The organism is Bradyrhizobium sp. CCGUVB23 (assembly GCF_024199885.1).
Lineage (GTDB): Bacteria > Pseudomonadota > Alphaproteobacteria > Rhizobiales > Xanthobacteraceae > Bradyrhizobium.
The window spans coordinates 6,535,177-6,560,521 of sequence record NZ_JANADQ010000001.1; the positions used below are offsets into that span (position 1 = coordinate 6,535,177).

The following is a 25,345-nucleotide window of genomic DNA, read 5'->3' on the forward strand; positions in this document are numbered from 1 at the left end:
GGGCGGGACGCCAGTTCCGCCCCTTGTCGTTTGCCGGCGGAACGCTCACTTTTCCGGGTATAATCTGTGCGAAGCAGCGAATCGCTGCTGTCGCAGCACGGGACCGGCCGCTAAGTTCGCCGTCCCCCAAAAGGCCCATAGCGCACGCAAATGCACCAGTATCAGGACCTGCTCGAGCGGATTCTTTCGGACGGCGCCGAGAAGCGCGACCGGACCGGCACCGGCACACTGTCGGTGTTCGGCCATCAGATGCGCTTCAACCTTGCGGCCGGCTTTCCGATGCTGACCACCAAGCGGTTGCCGCTGAAGGCGATCGTGCACGAGTTGCTGTGGTTCCTCAAAGGCGACACCAACATCAAATATCTGCGCGACAACGGCGTCACCATCTGGGACGAATGGGCTGACGCCAATGGCGATCTCGGGCCGGTCTACGGCCATCAATGGCGCTCCTGGCCTACGGCCGACGGGCGCAGCATCGACCAGATCGCCAATGTCGTCGAGATGATCAAGAAAAACCCGGATTCGCGCCGGCTGATCGTCACCGCCTGGAATCCGGCTGACGTCGAGAAGATGGCGCTGCCGCCCTGCCACCTGCTGTTCCAGTTCTATGTCGCGAACGGCAAACTGTCGTGCCAGCTCTATCAGCGCTCGGCTGACGTCTTCCTCGGCGTCCCCTTCAACATCGCCTCCTACGCGCTGCTCACGATGATGGTCGCGCAGGTCACGGGCTTGAAGCCCGGCGACTTCGTGCACTCGCTCGGCGACACGCATCTCTACTCCAATCATCTGGAGCAGGCGCGGCTGCAACTGACGCGGACGCCACGTCCACTGCCGGTGATGCGGATCAATCCGGACGTGAAGGATATCTTCTCCTTCCGCTTTGAGGATTTCGAGCTCGTCGGCTACGACCCGCATCCGCATATCAAGGCGGAAGTCGCGGTATAAATGTCGCTCAACATCCGCCGCGCGCGCCCGGGCGAGGCCGGGCTCGTTCTCTCCTTCATCCGCGAACTCGCCGAGTACGAGAAGCTCACGCACGAGGTCGAAGCGACGGAAGCGATGATTGCGGAGGCGCTGTTCGGCGCGAATCCTCGGCTCTATTGCGCGCTCACCGAATGGAACGGCGAGGCGGTCGGCTTCGCTGCGTGGTTTACAAATTTCTCCACCTTCAGCGGCCGCCACGGCATCTATCTCGAGGATCTCTATGTGCGGCCCTCGCATCGCGGCAAGGGCATCGGCAAGGCACTGCTCAACTATCTTGCGAAGGAATGCGTCGACAACGGCTGGTCACGGCTGCAATGGGCAGTGCTGGACTGGAATGCGCCGTCGATCGCGTTCTACGAGTCCCTTGGCGCCGTCATGATGGATGACTGGACGCTGTGCCGCGTCACCGGTGATGCATTGACGCGGCTTGCGGGGAGGGCGCGCTGATGGAGATCGTCTTCATCGTCGCCATCGCGGAGAACGGCGTCATCGGCGCGGGCAACGCGATTCCATGGCGGCTGAAATCCGACATGCAGCGCTTCAAGGCGCTCACCATCGGCAAGCCCGTGGTGATGGGCCGCAAGACCTTCGAGTCGCTGCCCCGGCCGCTGCCGGGCCGCACCAACATCGTCATCACCCGCGATGCGAGCTTCCGTGCGGCTGGCGCCGTCGTGACCACGTCCTCGGCTGATGCCTATGCGATCGCGCGCGGCGATGCCCTGCGGCGCTCGGTCGCCGAGATCGCCGTGATCGGCGGCGCCGAGATCTACCGGCAATGGCTCGATCGCGCCGACCGGCTCGAAGTCACCGAGGTGCACGCGCGGCCCGAGGGCGACACTGTTTTTGAGATCAGCAACGTAGATTGGGAGGAGGTCGCGCGCGTCCGTCATCCGGCGGCAGGCGACGACAGCGCCGACTTCTCCTATGTGACATATCGTCGGCGGCAGCAACATTAACCGCTTTGACCAATGTTTACATTGACATTTCCCCAGCGCGGCATAGCTCGGAGGCGGTCAGGCGTGCGTTGTAAGGGGGCAAGGCGTCCCCTATAAAGCCGGACCGGACAAAGCGGGCGGGGGCAATTCCAGACCCTGCCGAGGAGACTGTCGAATGCCGTGGAAGAATCAGGGCGGTGGCCCGTGGGGCTCGGGCTCGAAAGGGCCATGGGGCACAGGCCCGCAACCGGTCGGGCCGAGGCCGCCGGATCTGGAAGACCTTCTGCGACGCGGCCAGGACCGGCTCCAGCAGCTCCTGCCCGGCGGATATTTCAGCGGCATCGGCATCACCGTCATCGTGCTGTTCATCGTCGCGATCTGGCTTGCCTCCGGCTTCTTCCGTGTGCAGTCGGAAGAGCTCGGCGTCGTCCTGCGCTTCGGCAAGCATGTGCGCACCGTGCAGCCGGGCCTGAACTACCATCTGCCCTATCCGATCGAGACGGTGCTGCTGCCCAAGGCGCTGCGCGTCTCGACCATTTCCATCGGCATGACGCTGATCGACGATCCCTCACGGCGCGGCCGTACCATCCGCGACGTGCCGGAAGAGAGCCTGATGCTGACCGGCGACGAGAACATCGTCGACGTCGACTTCACCGTGCTCTGGCGCATCAAGCCCGACGGGGTCGGCGACTTCCTGTTCAACATCCAGAATCCCGAAGGTACCGTGAAGGCGGTCGCCGAAAGCGCGATGCGCGAGGTGATCGGCCGCTCGCAGATCCAGCCGATCCTGACCGGCGCCCGCAACACCACCGAGCAGGGCGTGCAGGAATTGATGCAGAGGACGCTCGACGGCTACGGTTCCGGCATTCTGATCACCCAGGTGCAGATGCAGAAGGTCGACCCGCCGGCGCAGGTCATCGACGCCTTCCGCGACGTGCAGGCGGCGCGCGCCGACCTCGAGCGGTTGCAGAACGAGGCCCAGACCTATGCCAACCGTGTCGTGCCGGAAGCGCGCGGCCGCGCCGCGCAGATCCTCCAGGCCGCGGAAGGCTACAGTCAGCAGACGGTCGCCGACGCCAAGGGTCAGAGCGCGCGCTTTTTGAAAGTGTACGAGGAATACAAGAAGGCGCCGGACGTGACGCGTGAACGGATCTATCTGGAGACGATGGAGCGCGTGCTCGGCGGCTCGGAAAAGCTCGTCTATGACGGCGCCGCGACGGGCCAAGGCGGTGTCGTGCCGTTCCTCCCGCTCAACGAGCTGACGCCGAAGCGGCCGCCGGCCACCTCCGGCCAGCAGAGCGGAGGCACCCGATGAGGTCTCCGGTTACAGGCATCGTCTCGCTGATCGTCCTCTTGCTCATCCTGATCGTGGCCTACAGCTCGGTCTTCACGGTGCAGCAGACCGAGCAGGCGCTCGTGGTCCGGCTCGGCGAACCCGTGAAGGTCGTCACCGAGCCCGGGCTGAACTTCAAGGCGCCGTTCATCGATAGCGTGATCAGCATCGACAATCGCATCCTCGATCTGGAGAACCCGTCGCAGGAAGTGATCGCCTCCGACCAGAAGCGGCTCGTGGTCGATGCCTTTGCGCGCTACCGCATCAAGAACGCGCTGCGCTTCTATCAGAGCGTCGGCTCGATCCAGGCGGCCAACCTCCAGCTCACCACGCTGCTCAACGCGGCTCTGCGCCGCGTGCTCGGCGAGGTCACCTTCATCACGGTGGTGCGCGACGAGCGCGAGAAGCTGATGGGCCGCATCCGCGAGCAGCTCGACCGCGAGGCCGACGGCTACGGTATCTCGGTCGTTGACGTCCGGATTCGCCGCGCCGACCTGCCCGAGCAGAACAGCCAGGCGGTCTACGATCGGATGAAGACCGAGCGCCAGCGTGAAGCGGCCGAGTTCCGTGCGCAGGGCGGCCAGAAGGCGCAGGAAATCCGCGCCAAGGCTGACCGCGAGGCGACTGTGATCGAGGCAGAAGCCAGGTCGCAGGCCGAGCAGACGCGCGGCGCCGGTGAAGCGGAACGCACCCGGCTGCTCGCGGAAGCCTACGGCAAGGACCAGGACTTCTTCGCCTTCTTCCGTTCGATGTCGGCCTATGAGACCGGGCTGCGCTCGAGCGACACCCGCTATCTGCTGCGGCCGAACTCGGATTTCTTCCGGTACTTCGGTAGCCCAAGCGGCAAAGCGGGCGCCGAAGCGCAGGCGGCGCCGAAACAGTAAGACGATACAAGGGGCGGCGCCAAAGCCGCCCCTTCGCGGAACAAGAACGGCACAAGGGGAGGTTCCAGTCCGATGAGGTCCATAGCGTTTGCCGACTTCCTCATCGGCTTGGGCATCCTGTTTGTGCTGGAAGGCTTGATGTTCGCGGCAAGTCCCGCCTGGATGCGCAAGGCGATGAAGAGCGCGCTTGCAACTCCCGATCACATCCTGCGCGCCGTGGGCATCTGCTCGGCCGTGGCTGGCCTGATCCTGATCTGGTGGATCCGGCACCACTGAGCCCGGCACCTGCAAGGCGAACGCTAAAGTGAAGCGAAGCCGCCGGTTTTTCGCCTTATTATCCGGGTCTTGAGGCCCGTTAACCTCCGTGCTTGCGCCGCCACCCCGTTCGAGCGCAGTCTGGAGAACGAATCCTTAATTCTCTTTCGGAGATCACAATGACCGCTGCCACCATTGCCACGACCCGTTTGCGCCATTGCGTGCGACTTGGGCTGGCTGCGATCGCCATTGGGGCGTTCAGCGCGTTCGGCTCCCCGGCTTACGCGCGCGGACCGGAGGGCATCGCCGACGTCGCCGAAAAGGTGATCGACGCGGTCGTCAACATCTCGACCTCGCAGACCGTCGAAGCCAAGGGCGGCGGCACCAACACCATGCCGCAACTGCCGCCCGGCTCGCCCTTCGAGGAATTCTTCGACGACTTCTTCAAGAACCGTCGCGGTCCCGGTGGCGGCAGCAAGGGCGGCGACAGGGGGGACAACGGTCCGCCGCGCAAGACCAACTCTCTGGGCTCCGGTTTCATCATCGACACCTCCGGTATCGTCGTGACCAATAATCACGTCATCGCGGATGCCGATGAAATCAACGTCATTCTCAACGACGGCACCAAGGTCAAGGCCGAGCTCGTCGGCGTCGACAAGAAGACCGACCTCGCCGTCTTGAAGTTCAAGCCGCCGAAGACGCTGGTCTCGGTGAAGTTCGGCGACTCCGACAAGCTGCGTCTCGGCGACTGGGTGGTCGCGATCGGCAATCCCTTCAGCCTCGGCGGCACGGTCACGGCCGGCATCGTCTCGGCCAAAAACCGCGACATCTCGTCGGGCCCGTATGATAGCTACATCCAGACCGACGCCGCCATCAACCGCGGCAATTCCGGCGGCCCGCTGTTCAACCTCGAAGGCGAGGTCATCGGCGTCAACACTCTCATCATCTCGCCCTCCGGCGGCTCGATCGGCATCGGCTTCGCCGTGCCGTCGAAGACGGTGGCCGGCGTCGTCGACCAGCTTCGCCAGTTCGGTGAACTGCGGCGCGGTTGGCTCGGCGTGCGCATTCAGAGCGTGACGGACGAGATCGCCGAAAGCCTCAACATCAAGCCGCCGCGCGGCGCGCTGGTCGCAGGTGTCGACGAGAAGGGCCCGGCCAAGCCCGCCGGCATCGAGCCTGGCGACGTCGTCGTCAAGTTCGACGGCAAGGACATCAAGGACCCGAAGGATCTCTCCCGCGTCGTCGCCGATACGGCGGTTGACAAGGAGGTCGACGTCGTCGTCATCCGCAAGGGTCAGGAGGAGACCAAGCGCGTCAAGCTCGGCCGCTTGCAGGATCCCGACAAGGTCCAGGCCGCAGTGAAAACCGACGAGCCGGTGCCGGAGAAGCCGGTGACGCAGAAAGCGCTCGGCCTTGATCTGGCGACGCTGAACAAGGACCTGCGCACGCGCTACAAGATCAAGGATACGGTCAAGGGTGTGGTCGTCACCAATGTCGACGCCAATTCGGATGCCGCCGACAAGCGGCTCTCGGCCGGCGACGTCATCGTCGAGGTGGCGCAGGAGGCTGTCTCCAGCGGCGCCGACGTCCAGAAGCGCATCGACCAGCTCAAGAAGGACGGCAAGAAGTCGGTGCTGCTGCTCGTCTCCAACGGTGATGGCGAGCTGCGCTTCGTGGCGCTGAGCGTGCAATAAGGCACGCTCTCGGCCACACACTCACTGTCATGCTCCGCGAAGGCGGGGCATCCAGTACGCCGTGGCCTCTCCGTGTACGTCGCTGTCTCTGGAATACTGGATCACCCGCATTCGCGGGTGATGACGTCGTAGGAGACGTCAAGCTTCGACAAACTCCTCGCGCTTGTACCCCTGCGCATAGAGCAGCGCGGTGAGATCGCCATGATCGATCCGCGCTGCCGCCGCAGCCGCCACGGCAGGCTTGGCGTGATAGGCGACACCCAGCCCAGCAGCCTGGATCATCGCGAGATCGTTCGCGCCGTCGCCGACGACCAGCGTATCGATCTCATCGAGATCGAACGACGCGATCAGGTCGACCAGCGTCGCGAGTTTCGCCGCGCGACCCAAAATCGGCTCCTTCACTTCGCCGGTGAACTTGCCGTCGCGCACGATCAGCTCGTTGGCGCGGTTCTCCTGGAAGCCGATTTTCGCGGCGACCGCGTTGGTGAACAGCGTGAAGCCGCCGGACACGAGACAGGTATAGGCGCCGTGGGCGCGCATGGTCGCGACCAGTTGGCGTCCGCCCGGTGTCAGCGTGATGTGCTTGGCGAGGACGTCGTCGACGACGCCGACCGGCAGATCCTTCAGCAGCGCGACGCGTTCGCGCAAGGCGGGCTCGAACTCGATCTCGCCGCGCATCGCGCGCTCGGTGATTCCAGCGACATGCGCCTTGAGCCCGACGAAATCGGCGAGCTCGTCGATGCACTCCTGGCCGATCATGGTGGAATCCATGTCGGCGAGAAAAAGTCTCTTGCGCCGAAAGCCGACAGGCTGCACGACGATGTCGATCGGCAGGTCGCCGCGCAGCTCGCGCAACCGCTCTTCAATGGCGTGACGATCGCCTTCGAGGTTATCCTGCGCACCAAAGGGAATGTCGACCGCGACCCCGTCGAACAGCCAGTGCGCGGGCGCGGCCGAGGGCAGCACGGCACGCGCGCCGTCGACGATGGTAGAGTCGAGCGCGGGACTATTGGGGTTGCAGATCAGCGTGGCGACGAGGGACATTTGAGGTTTTCGTGAGCGAGGGGCAAGTGAGCAAGGCCGTGCTTATCGCAGGCCCGACCGCCAGCGGCAAGTCGGCGCTCGCGCTCGAGCTTGCGCTGAATGCCGGCGGCGTGGTGATCAATGCCGATTCCATGCAGGTCTATCGCGATCTGCGCGTCATCACGGCGCGCCCGACGCAGGAGGAGGAGGCGCAGGTCCCGCACCGTCTCTATGGCCATGTCGACGCGGCCGTGAATTTCTCCGCCGGCGCCTGGCTCGCGGATGCAGCGGCAGCGCTCGCCGAGGCCCGGGCGCAAGGCCGCCTGCCGATCTTCATCGGCGGCACCGGGCTCTATTTCAAGGCGCTGACGAAGGGCCTCTCGACGGTGCCGCCGATCCCGCCCGAGGTGCGCGACAGCGTGCGTGCGCGGCTCGAGCAGGGCGGCGTCGAGGCGCTGCATGCGGAACTCGCTGCCCGCGATCCGGCCGCCGCCGGGCGGCTGAATGTGCGCGACCGCACCCGCATCGCACGCGCGCTCGAAGTGGTCGAGGCGACCGGACGCTCGCTGCTCGACTGGCATCGCGAGGGCCAGCCGCCGCTGTTGCCGAAAGACAGTTTCAGCGCGCTGTTTCTCGCTCCCGAGCGCGATGAGCTTTACGCCCGCATCGATGCCCGCTTCGACGCCATGCTTGGGGCCGGCGCTCTCAAGGAGGTCGAGCAGCTCGCCGCGCGCGATCTCGATCCGCTGCTGCCGGCGATGAAGGCCCACGGCGTGCCTACGCTGATCCGGCACCTCCGTGGCGAGATCAGCCTGGACGAGGCGGCGGCGATCGGCCAAGCCGACACCCGCCATTACGCCAAACGCCAGTTCACCTGGTTCCGGCACCAATTGCCCGAGTTCGAATGGGTGAAGCCCGAGGAGGCGAGGGGGTGGCTGGCTGCTGCCGTGAGGGCGGGGTGAGGCGTCTCGCTCAGCCGTCGTTCCGGGGCGCGCGCAGCGCGAGCCCGGAACCCATAACCCCAATCGGGCGAGTGGCGATGATTGCCGGCCATCGCTTCGCGTCAAATCACGGCCTGGGGTTATGGATTTCGGGCTCGCTCGCCTTGCGCGAGCGCCCCGGAATGACGAGCTTTTGCGCTCCCGCCATAAATTCCCTCTCGCCGAACCGCCGGAACGCCGCTACACTTTTCGAAATCGCGCGAAAATGGCCGCATTGCCTTGACATCCGGGCTTTGGCCGCTATGGTTCGCGCAACCTTTGGGAAGCCGGGCCGACCTCATGCGTAACATTATTACCAAACTCCTTATCGTCGTCGTACCCAGGCGCATCGCCGGGGATGGCTAGCGGCCATCCAAAACCGAGCGGTGCGCATGGGGCCTCTTGGGGCCCTTTTTTATTTCCCGAACCAGACCTCGAAGAAGCCGCTGACAACAGCGCATCCGGAGCAAGACAATGACCGAGAACAGCCACGATCCGAACCAGATGACCGGCGCCGCGATGATCGTGCGCGCGCTCATCGATCATGGCGTGACCGACATCTTCGGCTATCCCGGCGGCGCAGTGCTTCCGATCTATGACGAGATTTTCCAGCAGAGCGAGATCCAGCACATCCTGGTCCGGCACGAGCAGGGCGCGGGCCATGCCGGGGAAGGCTATGCGCGCTCGACCGGCAAGCCTGGCGTCGTGCTGGTGACGAGCGGCCCCGGCGCCACCAACATGGTGACGCCGCTGACGGACGCGCTGATGGATTCGATCCCGCTGGTCTGCATCACCGGCCAGGTGCCGACCCATCTGATCGGCAATGACGCGTTCCAGGAATGCGACACCGTGGGCATCACGCGTCCCTGCACCAAGCACAACTGGCTGGTGCGCGACGTCAACGATCTCGCCAAGGTCCTGCACGAGGCATTCTACGTCGCGACCTCGGGCCGGCCGGGCCCGGTGCTGGTCGACGTGCCGAAGGACGTGCAGTTCGCGACCGGCACCTACCATCCGCCGCGCAAGTCCGACGTGCACGTCTCTTACGCGCCGCGCGTAAAGGGCGACGCGATGCAGATCCGCAAAGCCGTTTCGCTGCTCGCCAATGCCAAGCGTCCGGTGATCTATTCCGGCGGCGGCGTGATCAATTCCGGGCCTGAGGCCTCAAAACTGTTGCGCGAGCTGGTCGAGGTCACGGGCTTCCCGATCACCTCGACGCTGATGGGCCTGGGCGCCTATCCGGCGTCGGGCAAGAACTGGCTCGGCATGCTCGGCATGCACGGCACTTACGAAGCCAACATGACCATGCATGACTGCGACGTCATGCTGTGCGTCGGCGCGCGCTTCGACGACCGCATCACCGGCCGCGTCGATGCGTTCTCCCCCAACTCGAAGAAGATCCACATCGACATCGATCCGTCCTCGATCAACAAGAACATCCGTGTCGATATCCCGATCATCGGGGACTGCGGCAACATCCTCGGCGACATCCTGCAGGTGTTCAAGGCCGAGGCGAAGAAGCCCGACATCAAGGCGTGGTGGCAGCAGATCGCGCAATGGCGCGCGCGCAATTCGCTGTACTTCAAGAAGAACAACGACGTCATCCTGCCGCAGCACGCGATCCAGCGCCTGTTCGAGCTGACGCGCGGCAAGGACGTCTACATCACCACCGAGGTCGGCCAGCACCAGATGTGGGCGGCGCAGTTCTTCGGCTTCGAGGAGCCGCATCGCTGGATGACGTCCGGCGGTCTCGGCACCATGGGTTACGGCCTGCCGGCCGCGGTCGGCGTGCAGGTGGCCCACCCGGACAGCCTCGTCATCGACATCGCCGGCGATGCCTCGGTGCAGATGACGATCCAGGAGATGTCGACGGCCGTGCAGTACGAGCTGCCGATCAAGATCTTCATCCTGAACAACCAGTACATGGGCATGGTGCGGCAGTGGCAGCAGCTGCTGCACGGCAACCGGCTGTCGCATTCGTACTCGGAGGCGCTGCCGGATTTCGTCAAGCTCGCGGAAGCCTATGGCGGCGTCGGCATCCAGGCGCACAAGCCCTCCGATCTCGACGGCGCGATCAAGGAGATGATCTCGGTCAAGCGTCCGGTGCTGTTCGACTGTCGCGTCGCGGCGCTCGAAAACTGCTTCCCGATGATCCCCTCCGGCAAGGCGCATAACGAGATGCTGTTGCCGGAGCAGGCCAATGACGAGGCCACGGCAGTCGCGTTCGCCGCCGGCAAGGCGCTGGTGTGATGCGATGTTCGACCTGAAGGAGCTCGAACGCGCACATGCGATCGTGGGGCAGGCGGTGCCGGCGACGCCGGCACACGCCTGGCCGCTGCTGAGCCAGCGGCTCGGTACCCGCGTCGTTGTCAAGCATGAGAACCACACGCCGATCGGCGCCTTCAAGGTGCGCGGCGGGCTCGTCTATCTGGAGCGGTTGAAGCGCGAGCGGCCGAACACGCCCGGCATCATCTCGGCAACGCGCGGCAATCACGGGCAGAGCCTGGCGTTTGCCGCAAGCCGCCACGGTGTGCCCGCGGTGATCTACGTGCCGCGCGGCAACTCCGTCGAGAAGAACCGCGCGATGAACGCCTTTGGCGCCGAGCTCGTTGAGCACGGCGAGGACTTTCAGGCCGCCCGCGAGGAGGCCGAGCGCCGTGCGCAGTTCGCCGGCCTGCACATGGTGCCGTCGTTCCACCCGGACCTGGTGCTGGGCGTTGCGACCTATGCGCTGGAATTGTTCCGGGCCGCACCTGACCTCGACATTCTCTACGTGCCGATTGGCCAGGGCTCAGGCATCTGCGGCTGCATCATGGCGCGCGACCTGCTCGGCCTGAAGACCGAGATCGTCGGCGTGCAGTCGACGGAGGCGCCGTCATACGCGCTGTCGTTTGCGGCCGGCACGGTCGTGACGACGGAGACCAGCAACACGCTCGCCGACGGCATGGCGACGCGCATTCCCGACGCGGACGCGCTCGCGCTCATCCGCAAGGGCGCCTCGCGCATCGTGCAGGTTACCGACGACGAGGTGGGCGCGGCGATCCGCGCCTATTGGACCGACACGCACAATCTCGCCGAAGGCGCCGGCGCGGCCGCGCTTGCCGCTGCGCTGCAGGAGAAGAGCAAGCTCGGGGGCAGACGAGTGGGTCTCGTGCTCTCGGGCGGCAATATCGATTTCGATCTGTTCCGCCGATGGGTCGGGACGGACGCGCCGACAAGCCAAAGGGTGGTCGCATGATGCGAGCCGGAGCAACAACACCGCCGTCATCGCCCGGCTTGACCGGGCGATCCGGTACGCCGCGGCGGGCGTGGGAATCTCAGGCGTCGGTGGTTACTGGATGCCCCGCCTTCGCGGGGCATGACAAGAGAGACATTTGAGGGGACGATAATGAACCAGCCCGCATCCGCCTATTTCCTCGAGGACCGCCACGATCCCAACGAGACGCATACGCTGTCGGTGCTTGTGCAGAACGAGCCGGGCGTGCTCGCCCGTGTCATCGGCCTGTTCTCGGGTCGCGGCTACAACATCGAGAGCCTCACGGTCTCGGAGACCGAAGCCCAAAAACATCTCTCGCGCATCACCATCGTCACCACGGGCACGCCGATGGTGATCGAGCAGATCAAGCACCAGCTCGACCGCATGATCCCGGTCTATCGCGTCGTCGACATGACGCAGACCAAGCGCTCGATCGAGCGCGAACTGGCGATGGTGAAGGTGCGCGGGGAAGGCGAACATCGCGTCGAGGCGCTGCGGCTCGCGGACGCATTCCGCGCGCGCGTGATCGACGCCACTACCGAGAGCTTCGTGTTCGAGATCACCGGCAATACGGACAAGATCAATCAGTTTATCGACCTGATGCGTCCCATCGGCCTGGTCGAGGTGTCGCGCACGGGCGTTGCCGCGATCGGTCGCGGGCCTGAAGGGATGTGAACCATGCTGGCGCGCGACTGGTACTACAACGAACGCAACCGGATGGGCATCGAGCCCGCGGTCGCTTCGATCTACGACAATCACGATGACGCCGATCTGCGCGCGCGCGCCGCGCTGAAAATGCTCGGCGTACAGCGGGGCTGGCGCATCGCCGACATCGGCTGCGGCAACGGCGTGCTCGCGACCGAAGCCGCGCTGATGGGCGCCGAGGTCGACGCCATCGATATCTCGCCGGCGATGCTGGCTCTTGCCGAGATCTATGCCCGTGACCGCAAGGCCAAGGTCGCGACGCAGTCGGCCGGCCTGCTCAGCTTCGCCTATCAGCCGGACTCCTACGACCTCATCGTCAGCGAATTCACGCTGCATCATTTGCCGGATTTCTGGAAGGTGGTGGCGCTGTCGCGCATCTATCGCGCGCTGAAGCCGGGCGCGAGCTTCTATCTGCGCGACATCGTCTTCGTCTCGATGCCGGATGCGGCAGAGCGCGACGTCGAGCAATGGGCCGACTTCCAGATCAAGAACCACGAGTTTTCGCGCGAGAGCGTCGTCACGCATATGCGCGACGAATATTCCACCTTCGGCTGGGTGATGGAGCGGATGCTGACTGACGTCGGCTTCACGCTGGTCTCGGCCGACTACCACGCCCCCATGCACGGCACCTATCTGCTGTGCAAACCCACCCCTTCGACGTAAGCGCCGGCGAGCAAGGCTGAACGACAAGAACACGCAACAGAACAGAGCCCGAAGAAGAACAATGAAGCCGGCCGACATCCTCATCGCCGTCATGGTGGCGATCGTCTGGGGACTTGCCTTCGTGGCGAGCCGGCTGGCGCTCGACGAATTGTCGCCGGAGTTGATGACTGCACTGCGCTTTTCGATCGCCGCGGTGCCCTGCCTGTTCATCCGCAAGCCTGACATCGCCTGGCCGCTCCTGATCGCGATCAGCTTCACGCTTTTCCTCGGCCAGTTCCTGTCTCAGGCCTACGGTATCGCCCATGGCGTGCCGGTGGGGCTCACGAGCGTCGTCGTGCAGAGCCAGGCGCTGTTCACCATCGGCTTTGCCGTGCTCGCCTTCGGCGAACGGCCGACGCCGGTCCAGACATCAGGCGTTGCCATTGCCGCGGTCGGCCTGCTCTTGATCTGCGGCACCGTCGGCTATGATTTCAGCGTCAGTGCCTTCGCCGTGCTGATGATCTCGCCGATCTCCTTCGCGATCGGCAATCTCCTGCTGCGCGGCGCCCGCGGCGTGCCGATGTTCGAGCTCTTCGCCTGGCTGTGCCTGACGTCGGCCGTGCCGCTGTTCGCGCTGGCGCTGATCGCCAATGGTCCCGGGCCGACCTGGCGAGCGCTGACGCACATGTCGCTGACGTCAGCCCTCTGCATGCTGGCGCTTGGCGGTGTCTCGACCAGCATCGCCTATTGGCTGTGGGGCCGGCTGCTGCGCGACTATCCGGCTGCGCAGGTCGTGCCGTTCGCGCTGCTGGTCCCCTTCGTCGGCTCGGCTGCGTCCAGCATCGTGTTCGGCGAACGGTTCGGACCCCTGCGGCTCGCCGGCATGCTGACTGTGATCGGCGGTATCGCGGTGATGCTGCTGGCCAGGCGCCCACAAGTCCTGCCGAAGACAGCGTGAGGTGAAGATGTCGCTCCTCTATGCCTTCATCGTCTTTGCGGTCGTGATGTACTTCACCCCCGGGCCGAACAACATCATGCTGCTGTCGTCGGGCCTGACCTACGGCTTCCGCCGCACCATTCCGCACATCGCCGGGATCACCATCGGCTTTGCTTTCATGGTCGCAACGGTCGGTCTGGGGCTGGGGACGGTCTTCCTGGCCTATCCGATCCTCCAGACCATCCTGAAATATGCCGGCGCCGCCTATTTGATCTATCTGGCTGCCGCGATCGCCCTTTCCGGCCCGGCCAAGCCGGGCGAGGAGAAGGGCAGGGGCCCGATGACCTTCTGGGGCGCGGCCATGTTCCAGTGGATCAATGCCAAGGGCTGGGTAATCGTGATCGGCACCATCACTGCCTATGCGGCGATTGCCCAATTCCCCGTCAATATCGCCATCCAGACCTTGATCAGCCTGATCGTAGGCACGGTCTCGACCGTGGTCTGGGCCCTGTTCGGGAGCGCGCTCCGGCCGGTCCTGACCTCAGAGCGCCTTGTCCGCGCCTTCAATATCCTGATGGCGGTTCTGTTGCTTGCCTCTCTCTACCCCGTTTTCATGGATGCATGATGTCGCGGATTTCCATGCAGAAACGGGTTTCCTTCGGGGCGGAAAATGCTCTAGACAGCCCCCGAAATCCGCAAATTTCACCTTTGGACCCTGACCATTGGCCGATTTTCGGCCCTCAATGAGGAAACGACTATGCGTGTTTATTACGATCGCGACGCCGACCTGAACCTGATCAAGGGCAAGAAGGTCGCCATCGTCGGCTATGGCAGCCAGGGCCACGCCCATGCGCTCAACCTGAAGGACTCCGGCGTCAAGGAGGTGGCGATTGCGCTGCGCAAGGGCTCGGCCTCGGCCAAGAAGGCGGAGAACGCCGGCTTCAAGGTGATGGAAGTCGCCGAGGCCGCCAAATGGGCCGACCTCGTCATGATGCTGACCCCGGACGAGCTCCAGGGCGATATCTATCGCGAGCACCTGCACGACAACATGAAGAAGGGCGCTGCGCTCGTCTTCGCCCACGGCCTCAACGTCCACTTCAACCTGCTCGACCCGCGCGCCGACCTCGACGTGCTGATGATCGCCCCGAAGGGCCCCGGCCACACCGTGCGCTCCGAGTATCAGCGCGGCGGCGGCGTGCCCTGCCTGATCGCGATCGCCAAGGACGTCTCGGGCAACGCCCATGACCTCGGCCTTTCCTACGCTTCGGCGGTCGGTGGTGGCCGCGCCGGCATCATCGAGACCACCTTCAAGGAAGAGTGCGAGACCGACCTGTTCGGCGAGCAGGTGGTGCTTTGCGGCGGCCTGGTCGAACTGATCAAGGGCGGCTACGAGACCCTGGTCGAAGCCGGCTACGCCCCTGAGATGGCCTATTTCGAGTGCCTCCACGAGGTGAAGCTGATCGTCGACCTGATCTATGAAGGCGGCATCGCCAACATGAACTACTCGATCTCCAACACCGCCGAATACGGCGAGTATGTCACCGGCCCGCGCATCATCACCGACGAGACCAAGAAGGAGATGAAGCGGGTTCTCAACGACATCCAGTCCGGCAAGTTCTCGCGCGACTGGATGCTCGAGAACAAGGTCAACCAGACCTCGTTCAAGGCGACCCGCGCCAAGCTCGCGGCCCACCCGATCGAGGAAGTCGGCGCGAAGCTCCGCGACATGATGCCCTGGATCAAGAAGGGCGCGCTGGTCGACAAGAGCAAGAACTAAGGCCTCTTTCCCTGGACCCAGCGCGGCGCGCAAGTGATGCGCTGCTGATCCGGGGGCCATGGGTCCCGGCTCTACGGTGCACCGCTTACGCGCTGCACCGCGTCCGGGACGCGAGAGTCAAGCAACTGACGCGCTCTCGACGGCCAAACCAAATCTTAAACCTTCGCAACTACAACCGGCGCGAGATCGCAAGCTGCGATCTCGCGCTTTCCTCTCAGCGCCAAGCGCTGGTGCTTCATTCAAATTCTTCGATGTTGAAGCGCAGTCTGAAGATCAAGAACTGACGCTTAAAGCACATTCTTGATCTCGCGCGATTTCTGAGGCTTTGGCCTCACCCTCACAATCCTCAAAAGCCCTGCGACTTCAGAGTCTAAGATTCGGCTCTTCATCTGCGCTGTGATCATTCGCGCGAATCCACGAAGACGGCTTCGCGTAGTACATCATCTTAAGAGCTGACGTCTGATCGATATTCTTGCCGGCCATCGCAGATGCGAGCGCTGGCGCCTAGCCCGCCGCAGCCGGCTTCGGGCGCGAGCTCGCGGCCATCGCGATCAGCCGCAGCGCCATCACGGCGAGGAGGGGGACGAGGAAGGCCGCATAGAGCGGCATCGCCGGCACGCGCTTGCCGAACGAGACCATGAACTGAAACCAGAGATAGTAGCCGCCCGTCAGGTGCAGGGCGCGCCAGGCGCGGGGGCCGAGCAGCTCGGCCGTGCGGTCGAACGAGGTCGCCGCCATCGCGATGATGGCGGCGTAGCCGATCCCGCCGAAGAGGTAGGATGCGGCCGAGGTCGCTGCCGCAAAGCCGGCCGGATCCATCCTGGCGAAGGCGAAGATCGCAACCGCATGGAGGCCGTGGGAGAGGGCAAAGCCGAGGCCGAGATAGCGCCGGTTGCGGCGCTGCCAGCGGGTCCAGGCGTTGGGCCAGAGCCGCGCCAGGGCGGCGGCACTGAAGGCCAGGCAGAAGAGGAGGAGCGAGCTGCGCGCCGTGAAGCGGATCACCATCCGAACGCCCTCGACCTCGAACTGCCGCATCGCGGCGATCCAGATACACAGGACGATCAGGTTCAGACTGAGCAGGGCGAGCAGGCGCCAGCCCTCGAACCAGCTTTGACGTTGCGACATGACGACGGTCTCCTCCGTTATGTAATCATCGATTACATTTGGCGGACTCGTCTAGGTCAACGGTGTAATCGGCGCTTACATTCACGTTCGGGTGATGCTAGGAGTTTTCGATGCCCGCCCGTGAGCCCCCAAAGCGCCGCTCCCGCGCCGCCGAAGCCCGGCCTTACCACCACGGCGATCTCCGCCGCGTGCTGATCGACGCTGCGCTGCAACTGGCGGCCGAAGGCGGTGAGGTCTCCGTCCGCGAGGCGGCGCGGCGGGCGGCGGTTTCACCGGGAGCGCCGTTCCGGCATTTTCCCAACCGGGACGCACTGATGGCTGCGGTCGCCGAAGAAGCGCAGCGCCGGTTTCGGGTGGAGATCGATGCTGTGCTGACGCAGGCGCCGGCTGGCGATCCGCTCGCCCGCCTGCGCGCCTTCGGCCTTGCCTACCTGCGCTGGGCGATGCGCAACCCCGCCCACTTCGAGATCATCTCGACAGGGCGCTACTTCGCGCATGGCAGCTCGCCCGAGCTCACCCGCGACAATGCCGAGCTGATCGGGCTGACCGAGCGGATGCTGCGTGAGGCCGCGGCGCAGGGCCTTTTGCGACAGGGCGAGCTGAAGCCGATCCAGATCGCCGCCCGCGCCCTGGTTTACGGTTTCGCCCGCATGAACCTCGACGGCCACTTTCCGCGTTGGGGCGTGGAGGAGGGCGAGATCGAGACGATGGCCGAAGCGGTGATCGACGTCTTCATCTCCGGCATCGCGAAGCCCAAACGCGGCAGCTGACCCTGTCCAACCCTCATGGTGAGGAGGCGCGCAGAGCCGTCTAGCGGACGATGCTTCGCATCGCCGCGAGAACCATAGAGGCCCGGCCGCCGGTCCGGGCCTCGCCCTTCGAGACGCCTGCTTCGCAGGCTCCTCTGGGTGAGGGGATAGAGTAGGGCGCGCGGCGCGCACTTCATTCGCCGCCCGCTGACATTAAGCGAAGGTCGGACAGCGCATCGCGTTGCCTGTCCATGGCTGTTCCGTTACAGTTTTGTGACACGGCGCTCCCCGGCGGCGCCGGACGCCCTGGCCGCCAGCAGGCTGGCCAGATGGCTTGGCATCACCGCGCCGGATCGTGTTCAGCGTGTCGTCGATGGCGTCCGCGCCCAACCCAGGTCCTTCCGCCGCCACCGCCGTGCTGGCGAGCGTTGCCGCGATCGGCATCTGGCGCTTGCTCGCCGTCGCGGCGCCGCATCTGGCCGCGCTCGCGCTGATGTACGAGACCGAGACCGATTTCAGTTCGCGCCTCGGCTTCGCGCTCAGTTGGGGCATCCTCAATTTCTTCTGGATCACGCTGCTCCGCCGCCCCGCGCTGTCGGGCGCGCTGTCGCTGACCATGGTCGTGGTGCTGGTGCTGCTGTCGCGGCTCAAGCACGACGTCGTGCAGATGACCGTGAACTTCATCGACCTGATGATGATCGACCGCGACACCGTCGCCTTCCTGTTCACGATCTTCCCAAACCTGCGCTGGTCGGTGATCGGCGCCTGCCTCGTCATCCTGCCGCTGATGTATGCACTGTGGTGTCTCGATCCGTTCCGCGTCCGCCGCCTGCCGGCGCTCACCTGCAAGCTCGCCTGCCTCGCCGCGCTGGTCGGCTATTCCCTCTATCATCCGGACGAAGCCTGGCGCGGCTATTACGACGACGGCTATCTCTCAAAATTCTTCCGCTCCGGTGTCACCGCGGTCTCCGACTTCGCGCAATACGGCTTCATGGAGTCGGCTGCGTCCACCGGCGAGCATCTCAACATGCCGCTGGTCGATGCCTGCCACCCCGCGGGGCGGCGGCCGAACATCATCATGATCCATGATGAATCCAGTTTCGACATCCGCGCCGCGAGAGGCATCAAGGTGCCGCCTGACTATGGCAGCCATTTCAAATCTTGGGACGGCAAGCAGCGCACCTTCCTCGCCGAGAGCAATGGCGGACCGAGCTGGTTCACCGAATACAACGTGCTCGCCGGCCTGTCGTCGCGCTCCTTCGGCCGTTTTGCCTATTTCGTGACGCGCATCGCCTCGGGGCGCGTTGAGCGCGGCCTGCCGCTCAGCTTGCGCCGCTGTGGCTACGACACGATGTCGCTCTATCCGGCTTACGGCGCCTTCATGAGCGCGCGCAGCTTCCAGATGACGACCGGCATAGAGCGCTTCTACGACGCGAAGGATCTCGGCGCCAAGGACGTCGAGCCCGACTCCTTCTTCTACGACAAGGCGCTTGAGTTGATGGGCCAGCAGCCGCCGAACAAGCCGCTGTTCAGCTTCATCTATCTCGGCGCCAATCATTTCCCCTGGGAGACACGCTTCCGTCCCGACCTGATGCCGAACTGGCGCGCGCCGGGCAACACATCGTCGATCGACGAATATCTGCGCCGGCAGGCGATGAGCGCCGAGCAGTACCAGGCCTTCCTGGCCGGCCTGAAGAAGAAATTTCCGAACGAGCCGTTCCTGATCGTGCGCTATGGCGATCATCAGCCGGAATTCGCGCCGCAGATCCTCGAACCGGGCCTCGACGAAGGCAGTCTCGGCAAGAAGCTCGACGACTATGATCCGCGTCTCTACGCCACCTATTATGCGATCGACGCCATCAATTTCGAGCCGGTGAACAGCGACGCCGTGATGGACACGATCGACGGCGCCTATTTGCCGCTGGTGATCCAGGAGGCCGCCGGTATCCCGCTTGACCCGTCCTTCGCCGCGCAGAAGGACGTCATGCTACGCTGCAAGGGCATCTTCTATGGCTGCAAGGACGGCCAGGAGGCGCGTCGCCTAAACCGCCTGCTGATCAACGCCGGCATGATCCACGGGCTGTAGCGTTGCTCGCCCGAGCGACGCTCTCTCGCCGTCACCCTGAGGTGTGAGCCCTGCGGCGCAAGCTCGCCGCTGGGCGAGCCTCGAAGGACGACGGCCAGGCTGCGTCTCGGCCGTTCACCCTTCGAGGCTCGCGTTCCGCGAGCACCTCAGGGTGACAGGTCTGGCAGATGCGCGTGAGGCCACCGCGCCTACCGCTTCCCCACCTTCTCCCACAGCCACTTCGCCACCACATCGGGCGACGAGTTCGCATCGTTGCCGCTGGCGCGCAGATTTGCTTCGCGCATGTCGGCGATGTCGATCCGTTCGAGCAGCGGTTTCAGGGCGGCCTTGAGCCGGTCATCGCCGGCGCGCTTGGGAGCGAGTAGCAGAATGGCGTCGTAGGGCGGGATCGCGTTCTTGGGATCGTCGAGCGTCACGAGGTCGTATTTCGCGATCAGGCCGTCGCTGGTGTAGCCCGCGATGACGTCGACCTCGCCGCTTGCGACCGCCGCATACATGAAATCAGGCTGCATCTGGCGCTGGGCGCGGAACGCGAGCCCGTAGGCATCGCGCAACGCCGCCCATTCCGGGCGCGAGAAGAACTCGTAGTCGGCGGCGATCGAGAGGCCTGCCGTATGCGCGGCGAGATCGGCGACGGAGTGAATGCCGAGCGCCTCGGCGCGCTTGCGCGGCATCACCAGCGCATAGGCGTTCTCGAAGCCGAGCTCGCCGAGCAGAGTGATGTTCTGTTTGGCGAGTGCCGTCTTCAGCTCGTCGATCAGCTCCTTGCGCGGCTTGATATCCGTGCGGTGCAACTGATTGGCCCAGAGCGTGCCGGAATAGTCGACATAGAGATCGATGTCGCCGGCCTTCAGCGCCTCGAAGGCGACGTTCGAGCCGAGGCCCGAGCGCGTCGTCGCGGGCAGGCCAGCCGCCGCCAGGCGGTCCCGGATCAGGGCCGACAGCACGTATTGCTCGGCGAATGTCTTGGCGCCGACGACGTAAGCGGGCGACGAGCGTCCAAGCGATGGCACCAGCGTCGCGGCGACCAGCGCGGCAATCCCGACGCCGCCGAGCGTCGTGCGCAGCCGGTTGCGGTTGCGCAAGCCGGTTTCGATCAGGCCAAGCAATTGATCCACCGCGAGCGCCAGCACGGCGGAGGCAAAGCAGCCGAACAGCACGAACACCCAGTTCTGGGTTTGCAGGCCGGCGAAGATGTAATTGCCGAGGCTGGTCTGCCCGATCGGCGTCGACAAAGTCGCCGTGCCGATCACCCAGACGGCGGCGGTGCGAATGCCCGCCATCATCACCGGCAGCGCCAGCGGCAGCTCGACCATGACAAGCGATTGCCGCGGCGTCATGCCGACGCCTTGGGCCGCTTCGAGCAAAGCGGGATCGATGCCGTTCAAGCCGGTGATGCCGTTGCGCAGCACCGGCAGCATGGAATAGAGCGCCAGCGCCAGCATCGCCGGCAGGAAGCCGAAGGCCGAGAAGGCGACGCCGAACCAGGCGAGTGTCACGGAGGCCGCGAGCAGCAGGAGCGGATAGAACAGCGCGAGCAGGGCTAGCCCCGGCACGGTCTGCACGATGCTCGCGAGCGCGAGCAGGATATTGCGCGCCACCGGGCGATTGCGGCAGAGGATCGCGAGCGGCAGGCTCACGATGAGCCCGAGCGCGAGCGCGGCAAGGCTCACCCGCACATGGTTGCCGAGATAGTCCGGCAGATGCGACAGCGCCTCGCCCCAGCGTGGATCGGAGATCAGGCTCATGCCGCACCACCCTGCGGCAGCCGCTCGTTCAGTCGCGCGACCTGGCGCCGCGGCGTGCGGAGCAGCTCCAGCACATAGGCATCGTCGCTTCGGCCGAGCTCCGCCGGTGTGCCCTGTGCGAGCAGCTTTCCGGCGCGCATCACCGCGATGCGGTCGGCAAGCAAGATTGCTTCCGTCATGTCATGGGTGATCATGACCGTGGTCAGGCGGAGCTTGTGATGCAGCGCGCGATAATCTTCGCCGAGCGCGTCGCGGGTCAGGGGATCGAGCGCGCCGAACGGCTCGTCCATCAGCACGATGCGTGGACGCGCGGCCAGTGCCCGCGCCACCCCGACGCGCTGGCGCTGTCCGCCGGACAGGTCTTGCGGCAATCGATCCCGATGCTGGACACGGTCGAGCCGCACCAGGTCGAGCAGCTCATCCACGCGTGCGGCAATCTCTTTCTGCGGGATGCCCAGCAGCTTCGGCGTGATGCCGATATTGTCCGTAACGCTCAGATGCGGAAACAGCCCGCCGCTCTGGAAGACGTAGCCGATGCGCCGTCGCAGCGCGACCGGGTCGACGCGGCTGATATCCTCGCCCTCAACCGTGATCGTGCCACGGTCGGCCTCGATCAGCCGGTTGGTCAGCCGCAGCAGGGTGGTCTTGCCCGAGCCGGAGCCGCCGACGATGGCCAGAAACTCGCCCTCGGCGACGTCGAGCGAAATGCCGTTCACGGCCACGACCGGGCCGAAGTTTTTCGCGACCTGCGCGTAGCCGATCACGGGTTTGGAGGCCATCGGTACCGACCCAGCCCTGCACTCCCGCAAGGGGAGTTTGATGGAGGCGACCCCGCATGCGTACCACGCTTGGCCGCTCGATTGAACTTGCCGGCGCAAGCGGCTAAGGCATCCAGCCAGGAGCTGGGAGAAAATCGGCAGATGACAATGCCCACGGCGGTGGCGCTCGAGGATACGAAAGTCGCATTCCGGCTGGGGGACGGGCGCGTCTATACCGCGGTCGAACAGGCGCAGCTCGCTGTCGGCCAAGGTGAGTTCGTTGCCATCGTCGGCCCGACCGGCTGCGGCAAATCCACCCTGCTCAACGTCGCCGCGGGGTTGCTGAAGCCCGCCGCTGGCAGCGTCAAGGTGTTCGACCGGCCGCTCGCCGGCCTCAACAAGGATGCCGGCTATTTGTTCCAGGCCGATGCGCTGTTCCCCTGGAAGACGGCCATCGACAACGTCGCGATCGGCCTCGAGATCAAGGGCACGCCGCGCCCCGAGGCGCTTGCGCGCGCACAGAAATGGCTGACCTCGGTCGGGCTTGGCGCGTTCGCGGGCCGCTACCCGCATATGCTCTCCGGCGGCCAGCGCAAGCGTGTGGCGCTGGCGCAGGTGCTGATCCGCGATCCAAAAATCCTGCTGATGGACGAGCCGTTCGGCCCGCTCGATGCCCAGACGCGGCAGGTCATGGGCAATCTCCTGCTCGAGCTCTGGAGCGCCGACCGCAAGGCGGTGCTGTTCGTCACCCATGATCTGGAAGAGGCGATCGCGCTCGCCGACCGCGTCGTGATCATGTCGGCAGGCCCGTCCTCGCGCATCATCGGCGACTGGCGCGTCGAGCTTGCACGCCCGCGCGACATCTTCGAGGTGCGGCTGGACAAGGAGTTCCATGCGCTCCATCGCGAGATCTGGAGCGTGCTCAAGGATGAGGTGATGAAGGGCTACGCACAATCCACCCAGGCGGAGGCGGTCTGATGTCGCGCCTCACGCTGCTTTCGCTGCAATTGCTGGTCGCCGTGGTCGCGATCGTGCTGTGGCAGGTGCTCTCTACGGTTCCGGTGTTCGGAAAGATCCTGTTGCCGCCATTCTTCTTCTCCAACCCGGTCGACGTGTTCAGCCAGATCGTCAAATGGTTCGCGAGCGGCGTGATCTGGAAGCATCTCTGGATCACGCTCTGGGAATCGATCCTCGCCTTCGTGATCGGCTCGCTCGGCGGCGTGCTGGTCGGCTTCTGGTTCGCGCGGCAGCCGGTGGTCGCCGCCGTGTTCGATCCCTATGTCAAGATGGTCAATGCGCTGCCGCGCGTGGTGCTCGCGCCGATCTTCGCGCTGTGGCTGGGCCTCGGCATCTGGTCCAAGGTCGCGCTCGGTGTGACGCTTGTGTTCTTCATCGTGTTCTTCAACGTCTATCAGGGCGTCAAGGAGGTCAGCCGCACCGTGCTTGACAATGGCCGCATGCTCGGCATGAGCGAGCAGCAATTGATGCGGCACGTCTACTGGCCCTCGGCGCTGTCGTGGATGTTCTCTTCGCTGCACACCTCCGTCGGCTTTGCCGTGGTCGGCGCAGTCGTCGGCGAATATCTCGGCTCGGCCGCAGGCCTCGGCTATTTGATCCAGCAGGCTGAAGGCGTGTTCGACGTCGCCGGCGTGTTTGCAGGGATGTTCGTGCTGTCAGCCTTCGTCCTCCTGATCGACATGGGCGTGACGATGGTGGAGCGCCGGCTTCTCGTGTGGCGGCCGACGGCCGCGGACGGGCGAGGCTAGTGATGGTGCGACCGTTGCCGGACCCGCGCTGGGATGCGGGCCCGGACACCTGTGTGAGCCACTCGAGCTCAGTCCAGAAGCTTGGTGTCGTCGGGGGCCTGTGGCGGCGTCTTGATCGCGATCGCCTTGACCTGTCCGCTGATCGGCTTGGTGCCGCCATGCGGCGTCCCCTTGGGAATGATCACGAGGTCGCCCGGCTTTACCGTCACCTCCTTGTCGCCGAGCCAGATCGTCCCGGTCCCGTCCAGGATGTACTGGATCTCGTTGGTGTTGGGATGCAAATGCTTGGGCACGTTGCCGACCTGGATCGAGACGGTGGCGCCGTCTGCGGCCATGAACATCTTGGAGCGGTAGCCGACCTCGTTCGCAGGCCCGAGCGCATCGCCTTGCATCTCGCCGGTGTGGATGAGTTGCGCGGTGATGTTCTCGGCAGCCCAAGCCGGCTGGAACAGGTAGGTCACGCCGCACCCTGCGGCGAAGGCGGCGGCGAGCGAGACGGCGATTGCGATGCGGTTCATGGAAGATCCTCCGGATCCAGGGTTGTTGTTATGCCGTCATGCTATTGCGTCGAAAGTCCGATGACCAGTGTCCTGGCCAGCGCTTCTCAAGCCAGTCCTGCTGCTCTAATGTGCCGCCAGCCGAACGGAGGAAACTAATGAAGAACACGATTGCCAGGCTCGCGGGCGCGCTGCTCGCGCTCACGCTCACCACCGGCTTCGCCGCAGCGCAGAGCAAGGTCACCATCGCGGTCGGCGGCGGCTCCTGCCTGTGCTATCTGCCGACGGTGCTGGCAAAACAACTCGGTGAGTACGAGAAGGCCGGCGTCAATGTCGACCTCGTGGACCTCAAGGGCGGCTCCGATGCGCTCAAGGCCGTGCTCGGCGGCAGCGCCGATGTCGTCTCCGGCTATTTCGACCATTGCGTCAACCTCGCCGCCAAGAAGCAGGAGTTGCAGGCCTTCGTGGTCTATGACCGCTATCCCGGCCTCGTGCTGGTGGTCGCGCCCTCGCATACCAACGAGATCAAGTCGGTGAAGGATCTCGCCGGCAAGAAGGTCGGCGTCAGCGCGCCCGGCTCCTCGACCGACTTCTTCCTGAAATATCTCCTGAAGAAGAACGGCCTCGATCCCGCCGGCACCGCGGTGATCGGCGTCGGCCTAGGTGCGACCGCGGTCGCGGCGATGGAGCAGGGCCAGATCGATGCGGCCGTGATGCTCGATCCCTCCGTCACCGTGCTCCAGGGCAGCCACAAGGACCTGCGCATTCTCAGCGACACCCGCACGCAGAAGGACACGCTCGAGACCTTCGGCGGCGAATATCCGGGCGGCGCGCTGTATTCGACGGCGGCCTGGGTCGCCGGCCACGAGAAGGAGACGCAGGCGCTGACCAATGCGATGCTGAATACGCTTGCCTGGATCCATTCGCACTCGCCGGAAGACATCATGGCGAAGATGCCGGAGGAAATGGTCGGCAAGAACAAGGAGCTCTATCTCGCCGCGCTGAAGAACACGATCCCGATGTTCTCGGAGACCGGCAAGATGGACCCGAAGGGTGCGGACGCCGTGCTTGCGGTGTTCAGCGTCGGATCGCCCGAGGTTGCGAATGCCAAGATCGACGTCAGCAAGACCTTCACCAACAAGTTCGTCGAGCAGGCCAAGAAGACCACGGGGATGAACTCAAAATAATAATGCCAGGCAAATGACGTGAAA

General features: G+C 64.8%; 25 protein-coding genes. 20 read left to right on the top strand and 5 right to left on the bottom strand.

Annotated features, from left to right (window positions below; all coding sequences use genetic code 11):
* Positions 1-150: 150 nt before the first annotated feature.
* The 7 genes from NLN62_RS30220 (at position 151) to NLN62_RS30250 (ending at position 6,085) form a co-directional block, all read left to right on the top strand.
* Positions 151-945 carry a thymidylate synthase gene (locus NLN62_RS30220; RefSeq protein ID WP_254111256.1) on the top strand — a complete coding sequence of 265 codons (795 nt, stop codon included), beginning with the start codon at positions 151-153 and terminating at the stop codon, positions 943-945.
* A complete protein-coding gene (locus tag NLN62_RS30225) occupies positions 946-1,431 on the top strand; it encodes a GNAT family N-acetyltransferase (RefSeq protein ID WP_254111257.1) in 486 nt (161 codons plus the stop codon).
* The gene (locus NLN62_RS30230; RefSeq protein ID WP_027524428.1) at positions 1,431-1,940 is read left to right on the top strand and encodes a dihydrofolate reductase; all 510 of its coding nucleotides are present in this window, start codon (positions 1,431-1,433) and stop codon (positions 1,938-1,940) included. The genes NLN62_RS30225 and NLN62_RS30230 overlap by 1 nt, the downstream gene beginning before the upstream one ends.
* 154 nt (positions 1,941-2,094) lie before the next feature.
* On the top strand, positions 2,095-3,234 hold the full coding sequence (hflK, locus tag NLN62_RS30235; RefSeq protein WP_027524429.1) for an FtsH protease activity modulator HflK: 1,140 nt from the start codon (positions 2,095-2,097) through the stop codon (positions 3,232-3,234).
* Positions 3,231-4,136 carry a protease modulator HflC gene (hflC, locus tag NLN62_RS30240; protein WP_027524430.1) on the top strand — a complete coding sequence of 302 codons (906 nt, stop codon included), beginning with the start codon at positions 3,231-3,233 and terminating at the stop codon, positions 4,134-4,136. Before hflK ends, hflC begins: the two co-directional genes overlap by 4 nt.
* A gap of 72 nt (positions 4,137-4,208) precedes the next feature.
* The gene (locus NLN62_RS30245; RefSeq protein ID WP_027524431.1) at positions 4,209-4,412 is read left to right on the top strand and encodes a DUF2065 domain-containing protein; all 204 of its coding nucleotides are present in this window, start codon (positions 4,209-4,211) and stop codon (positions 4,410-4,412) included.
* A 158-nt stretch (positions 4,413-4,570) separates the two neighbouring features.
* Positions 4,571-6,085: a Do family serine endopeptidase gene (locus NLN62_RS30250; RefSeq protein WP_254111258.1), complete on the top strand. Its 1,515-nt coding sequence runs from the start codon at positions 4,571-4,573 to the stop codon at positions 6,083-6,085.
* 138 nt (positions 6,086-6,223) lie between these two features.
* Here the strand turns inward: NLN62_RS30250 and serB are convergent, their stop codons facing one another.
* Positions 6,224-7,129, bottom strand: a complete 906-nt coding sequence (gene serB, locus NLN62_RS30255; RefSeq protein ID WP_254111259.1) for a phosphoserine phosphatase SerB — start codon at positions 7,127-7,129, stop codon at positions 6,224-6,226.
* Between the two features lie 11 nt (positions 7,130-7,140).
* On the opposite strand from serB, the gene miaA reads away from it, so the two are divergent.
* From miaA to ilvC, 8 genes are all read left to right on the top strand, one after another.
* Entirely contained in the window at positions 7,141-8,070 is a 930-nt protein-coding gene (gene miaA, locus NLN62_RS30260) for a tRNA (adenosine(37)-N6)-dimethylallyltransferase MiaA (RefSeq protein WP_254111260.1), read from the top strand.
* A 492-nt stretch (positions 8,071-8,562) separates the two neighbouring features.
* Complete coding sequence (locus tag NLN62_RS30265; protein ID WP_254111261.1) at positions 8,563-10,338, top strand: acetolactate synthase 3 large subunit; 1,776 nt, start codon at positions 8,563-8,565, stop codon at positions 10,336-10,338.
* A gap of 4 nt (positions 10,339-10,342) precedes the next feature.
* Positions 10,343-11,326, top strand: a complete 984-nt coding sequence (locus NLN62_RS30270; protein WP_254113751.1) for a threonine dehydratase — start codon at positions 10,343-10,345, stop codon at positions 11,324-11,326.
* Between the two features lie 150 nt (positions 11,327-11,476).
* Positions 11,477-12,019 carry an acetolactate synthase small subunit gene (gene ilvN / locus NLN62_RS30275; protein WP_027524437.1) on the top strand — a complete coding sequence of 181 codons (543 nt, stop codon included), beginning with the start codon at positions 11,477-11,479 and terminating at the stop codon, positions 12,017-12,019.
* 3 nt (positions 12,020-12,022) lie between these two features.
* On the top strand, positions 12,023-12,712 hold the full coding sequence (locus tag NLN62_RS30280) for a class I SAM-dependent methyltransferase (RefSeq protein WP_027524438.1): 690 nt from the start codon (positions 12,023-12,025) through the stop codon (positions 12,710-12,712).
* 61 nt (positions 12,713-12,773) lie between these two features.
* A complete protein-coding gene (locus NLN62_RS30285; RefSeq protein WP_027524439.1) occupies positions 12,774-13,649 on the top strand; it encodes an EamA family transporter in 876 nt (291 codons plus the stop codon).
* Positions 13,650-13,656: 7 nt separating this feature from the next.
* Positions 13,657-14,253 carry a LysE family translocator gene (locus NLN62_RS30290; RefSeq protein ID WP_371933041.1) on the top strand — a complete coding sequence of 199 codons (597 nt, stop codon included), beginning with the start codon at positions 13,657-13,659 and terminating at the stop codon, positions 14,251-14,253.
* A 132-nt stretch (positions 14,254-14,385) separates the two neighbouring features.
* A complete protein-coding gene (ilvC, locus tag NLN62_RS30295; RefSeq protein WP_027524440.1) occupies positions 14,386-15,405 on the top strand; it encodes a ketol-acid reductoisomerase in 1,020 nt (339 codons plus the stop codon).
* A 504-nt stretch (positions 15,406-15,909) separates the two neighbouring features.
* Here the strand turns inward: ilvC and NLN62_RS30300 are convergent.
* Positions 15,910-16,530, bottom strand: coding sequence for a hypothetical protein (locus tag NLN62_RS30300; protein WP_254111263.1), 621 nt, complete (start codon positions 16,528-16,530; stop codon positions 15,910-15,912).
* Positions 16,531-16,640: 110 nt separating this feature from the next.
* Between NLN62_RS30300 and NLN62_RS30305 the strand changes: the two genes are divergently transcribed.
* Positions 16,641-17,300: a TetR/AcrR family transcriptional regulator gene (locus tag NLN62_RS30305; RefSeq protein ID WP_254111264.1), complete on the top strand. Its 660-nt coding sequence runs from the start codon at positions 16,641-16,643 to the stop codon at positions 17,298-17,300.
* 352 nt (positions 17,301-17,652) lie between these two features.
* Positions 17,653-19,365, top strand: a complete 1,713-nt coding sequence (locus NLN62_RS30310) for a sulfatase-like hydrolase/transferase (RefSeq protein ID WP_027524443.1) — start codon at positions 17,653-17,655, stop codon at positions 19,363-19,365.
* Positions 19,366-19,553: 188 nt separating this feature from the next.
* On the opposite strand, the gene NLN62_RS30315 is transcribed toward NLN62_RS30310, so the two are convergent.
* Positions 19,554-21,113: an ABC transporter permease/substrate-binding protein gene (locus NLN62_RS30315; protein WP_027524444.1), complete on the bottom strand. Its 1,560-nt coding sequence runs from the start codon at positions 21,111-21,113 to the stop codon at positions 19,554-19,556.
* Positions 21,110-21,892 carry an ABC transporter ATP-binding protein gene (locus tag NLN62_RS30320; RefSeq protein ID WP_254111265.1) on the bottom strand — a complete coding sequence of 261 codons (783 nt, stop codon included), beginning with the start codon at positions 21,890-21,892 and terminating at the stop codon, positions 21,110-21,112. The genes NLN62_RS30315 and NLN62_RS30320 overlap by 4 nt, the downstream gene beginning before the upstream one ends.
* Positions 21,893-22,033: 141 nt before the next feature.
* Here NLN62_RS30320 and NLN62_RS30325 point away from each other — a divergent pair, with 141 nt between their 5' ends.
* Positions 22,034-22,849, top strand: coding sequence for an ABC transporter ATP-binding protein (locus NLN62_RS30325; protein WP_254111266.1), 816 nt, complete (start codon positions 22,034-22,036; stop codon positions 22,847-22,849).
* On the top strand, positions 22,849-23,637 hold the full coding sequence (locus tag NLN62_RS30330) for an ABC transporter permease (protein ID WP_254111267.1): 789 nt from the start codon (positions 22,849-22,851) through the stop codon (positions 23,635-23,637). Before NLN62_RS30325 ends, NLN62_RS30330 begins: the two co-directional genes overlap by 1 nt.
* 68 nt (positions 23,638-23,705) lie before the next feature.
* Here NLN62_RS30330 and NLN62_RS30335 read toward each other — a convergent pair whose 3' ends face one another.
* The gene (locus tag NLN62_RS30335) at positions 23,706-24,155 is read right to left on the bottom strand and encodes a cupin domain-containing protein (RefSeq protein ID WP_027524448.1); all 450 of its coding nucleotides are present in this window, start codon (positions 24,153-24,155) and stop codon (positions 23,706-23,708) included.
* Positions 24,156-24,292: 137 nt separating this feature from the next.
* Between NLN62_RS30335 and NLN62_RS30340 the strand changes: the two genes are divergently transcribed.
* Positions 24,293-25,321, top strand: coding sequence for an ABC transporter substrate-binding protein (locus NLN62_RS30340; protein ID WP_027524449.1), 1,029 nt, complete (start codon positions 24,293-24,295; stop codon positions 25,319-25,321).
* Positions 25,322-25,345: the final 24 nt, after the last annotated feature.

Bases quoted from the DNA above. Each gene is read 5' to 3' on its own strand.
- NLN62_RS30220 (WP_254111256.1), top strand. From the start codon at position 151: ATGCACCAGTATCAGGACCTGCTCGAGCGGATTCTTTCGGACGGCGCC.
- NLN62_RS30225 (WP_254111257.1), top strand. From the start codon at position 946: ATGTCGCTCAACATCCGCCGCGCGCGCCCGGGCGAGGCCGGGCTCGTT.
- NLN62_RS30230 (WP_027524428.1), top strand. From the start codon at position 1,431: ATGGAGATCGTCTTCATCGTCGCCATCGCGGAGAACGGCGTCATCGGC.
- hflK (WP_027524429.1), top strand. From the start codon at position 2,095: ATGCCGTGGAAGAATCAGGGCGGTGGCCCGTGGGGCTCGGGCTCGAAA.
- hflC (WP_027524430.1), top strand. From the start codon at position 3,231: ATGAGGTCTCCGGTTACAGGCATCGTCTCGCTGATCGTCCTCTTGCTC.
- NLN62_RS30245 (WP_027524431.1), top strand. From the start codon at position 4,209: ATGAGGTCCATAGCGTTTGCCGACTTCCTCATCGGCTTGGGCATCCTG.
- NLN62_RS30250 (WP_254111258.1), top strand. From the start codon at position 4,571: ATGACCGCTGCCACCATTGCCACGACCCGTTTGCGCCATTGCGTGCGA.
- serB (WP_254111259.1), bottom strand. From the start codon at position 7,129: ATGTCCCTCGTCGCCACGCTGATCTGCAACCCCAATAGTCCCGCGCTC.
- NLN62_RS30265 (WP_254111261.1), top strand. From the start codon at position 8,563: ATGACCGAGAACAGCCACGATCCGAACCAGATGACCGGCGCCGCGATG.
- NLN62_RS30270 (WP_254113751.1), top strand. From the start codon at position 10,343: ATGTTCGACCTGAAGGAGCTCGAACGCGCACATGCGATCGTGGGGCAG.
- ilvN (WP_027524437.1), top strand. From the start codon at position 11,477: ATGAACCAGCCCGCATCCGCCTATTTCCTCGAGGACCGCCACGATCCC.
- NLN62_RS30280 (WP_027524438.1), top strand. From the start codon at position 12,023: ATGCTGGCGCGCGACTGGTACTACAACGAACGCAACCGGATGGGCATC.
- NLN62_RS30285 (WP_027524439.1), top strand. From the start codon at position 12,774: ATGAAGCCGGCCGACATCCTCATCGCCGTCATGGTGGCGATCGTCTGG.
- NLN62_RS30290 (WP_371933041.1), top strand. From the start codon at position 13,657: ATGTCGCTCCTCTATGCCTTCATCGTCTTTGCGGTCGTGATGTACTTC.
- ilvC (WP_027524440.1), top strand. From the start codon at position 14,386: ATGCGTGTTTATTACGATCGCGACGCCGACCTGAACCTGATCAAGGGC.
- NLN62_RS30300 (WP_254111263.1), bottom strand. From the start codon at position 16,530: ATGTCGCAACGTCAAAGCTGGTTCGAGGGCTGGCGCCTGCTCGCCCTG.
- NLN62_RS30305 (WP_254111264.1), top strand. From the start codon at position 16,641: ATGCCCGCCCGTGAGCCCCCAAAGCGCCGCTCCCGCGCCGCCGAAGCC.
- NLN62_RS30310 (WP_027524443.1), top strand. From the start codon at position 17,653: ATGGCGTCCGCGCCCAACCCAGGTCCTTCCGCCGCCACCGCCGTGCTG.
- NLN62_RS30315 (WP_027524444.1), bottom strand. From the start codon at position 21,113: ATGAGCCTGATCTCCGATCCACGCTGGGGCGAGGCGCTGTCGCATCTG.
- NLN62_RS30320 (WP_254111265.1), bottom strand. From the start codon at position 21,892: ATGGCCTCCAAACCCGTGATCGGCTACGCGCAGGTCGCGAAAAACTTC.
- NLN62_RS30325 (WP_254111266.1), top strand. From the start codon at position 22,034: ATGACAATGCCCACGGCGGTGGCGCTCGAGGATACGAAAGTCGCATTC.
- NLN62_RS30330 (WP_254111267.1), top strand. From the start codon at position 22,849: ATGTCGCGCCTCACGCTGCTTTCGCTGCAATTGCTGGTCGCCGTGGTC.
- NLN62_RS30335 (WP_027524448.1), bottom strand. From the start codon at position 24,155: ATGAACCGCATCGCAATCGCCGTCTCGCTCGCCGCCGCCTTCGCCGCA.
- NLN62_RS30340 (WP_027524449.1), top strand. From the start codon at position 24,293: ATGAAGAACACGATTGCCAGGCTCGCGGGCGCGCTGCTCGCGCTCACG.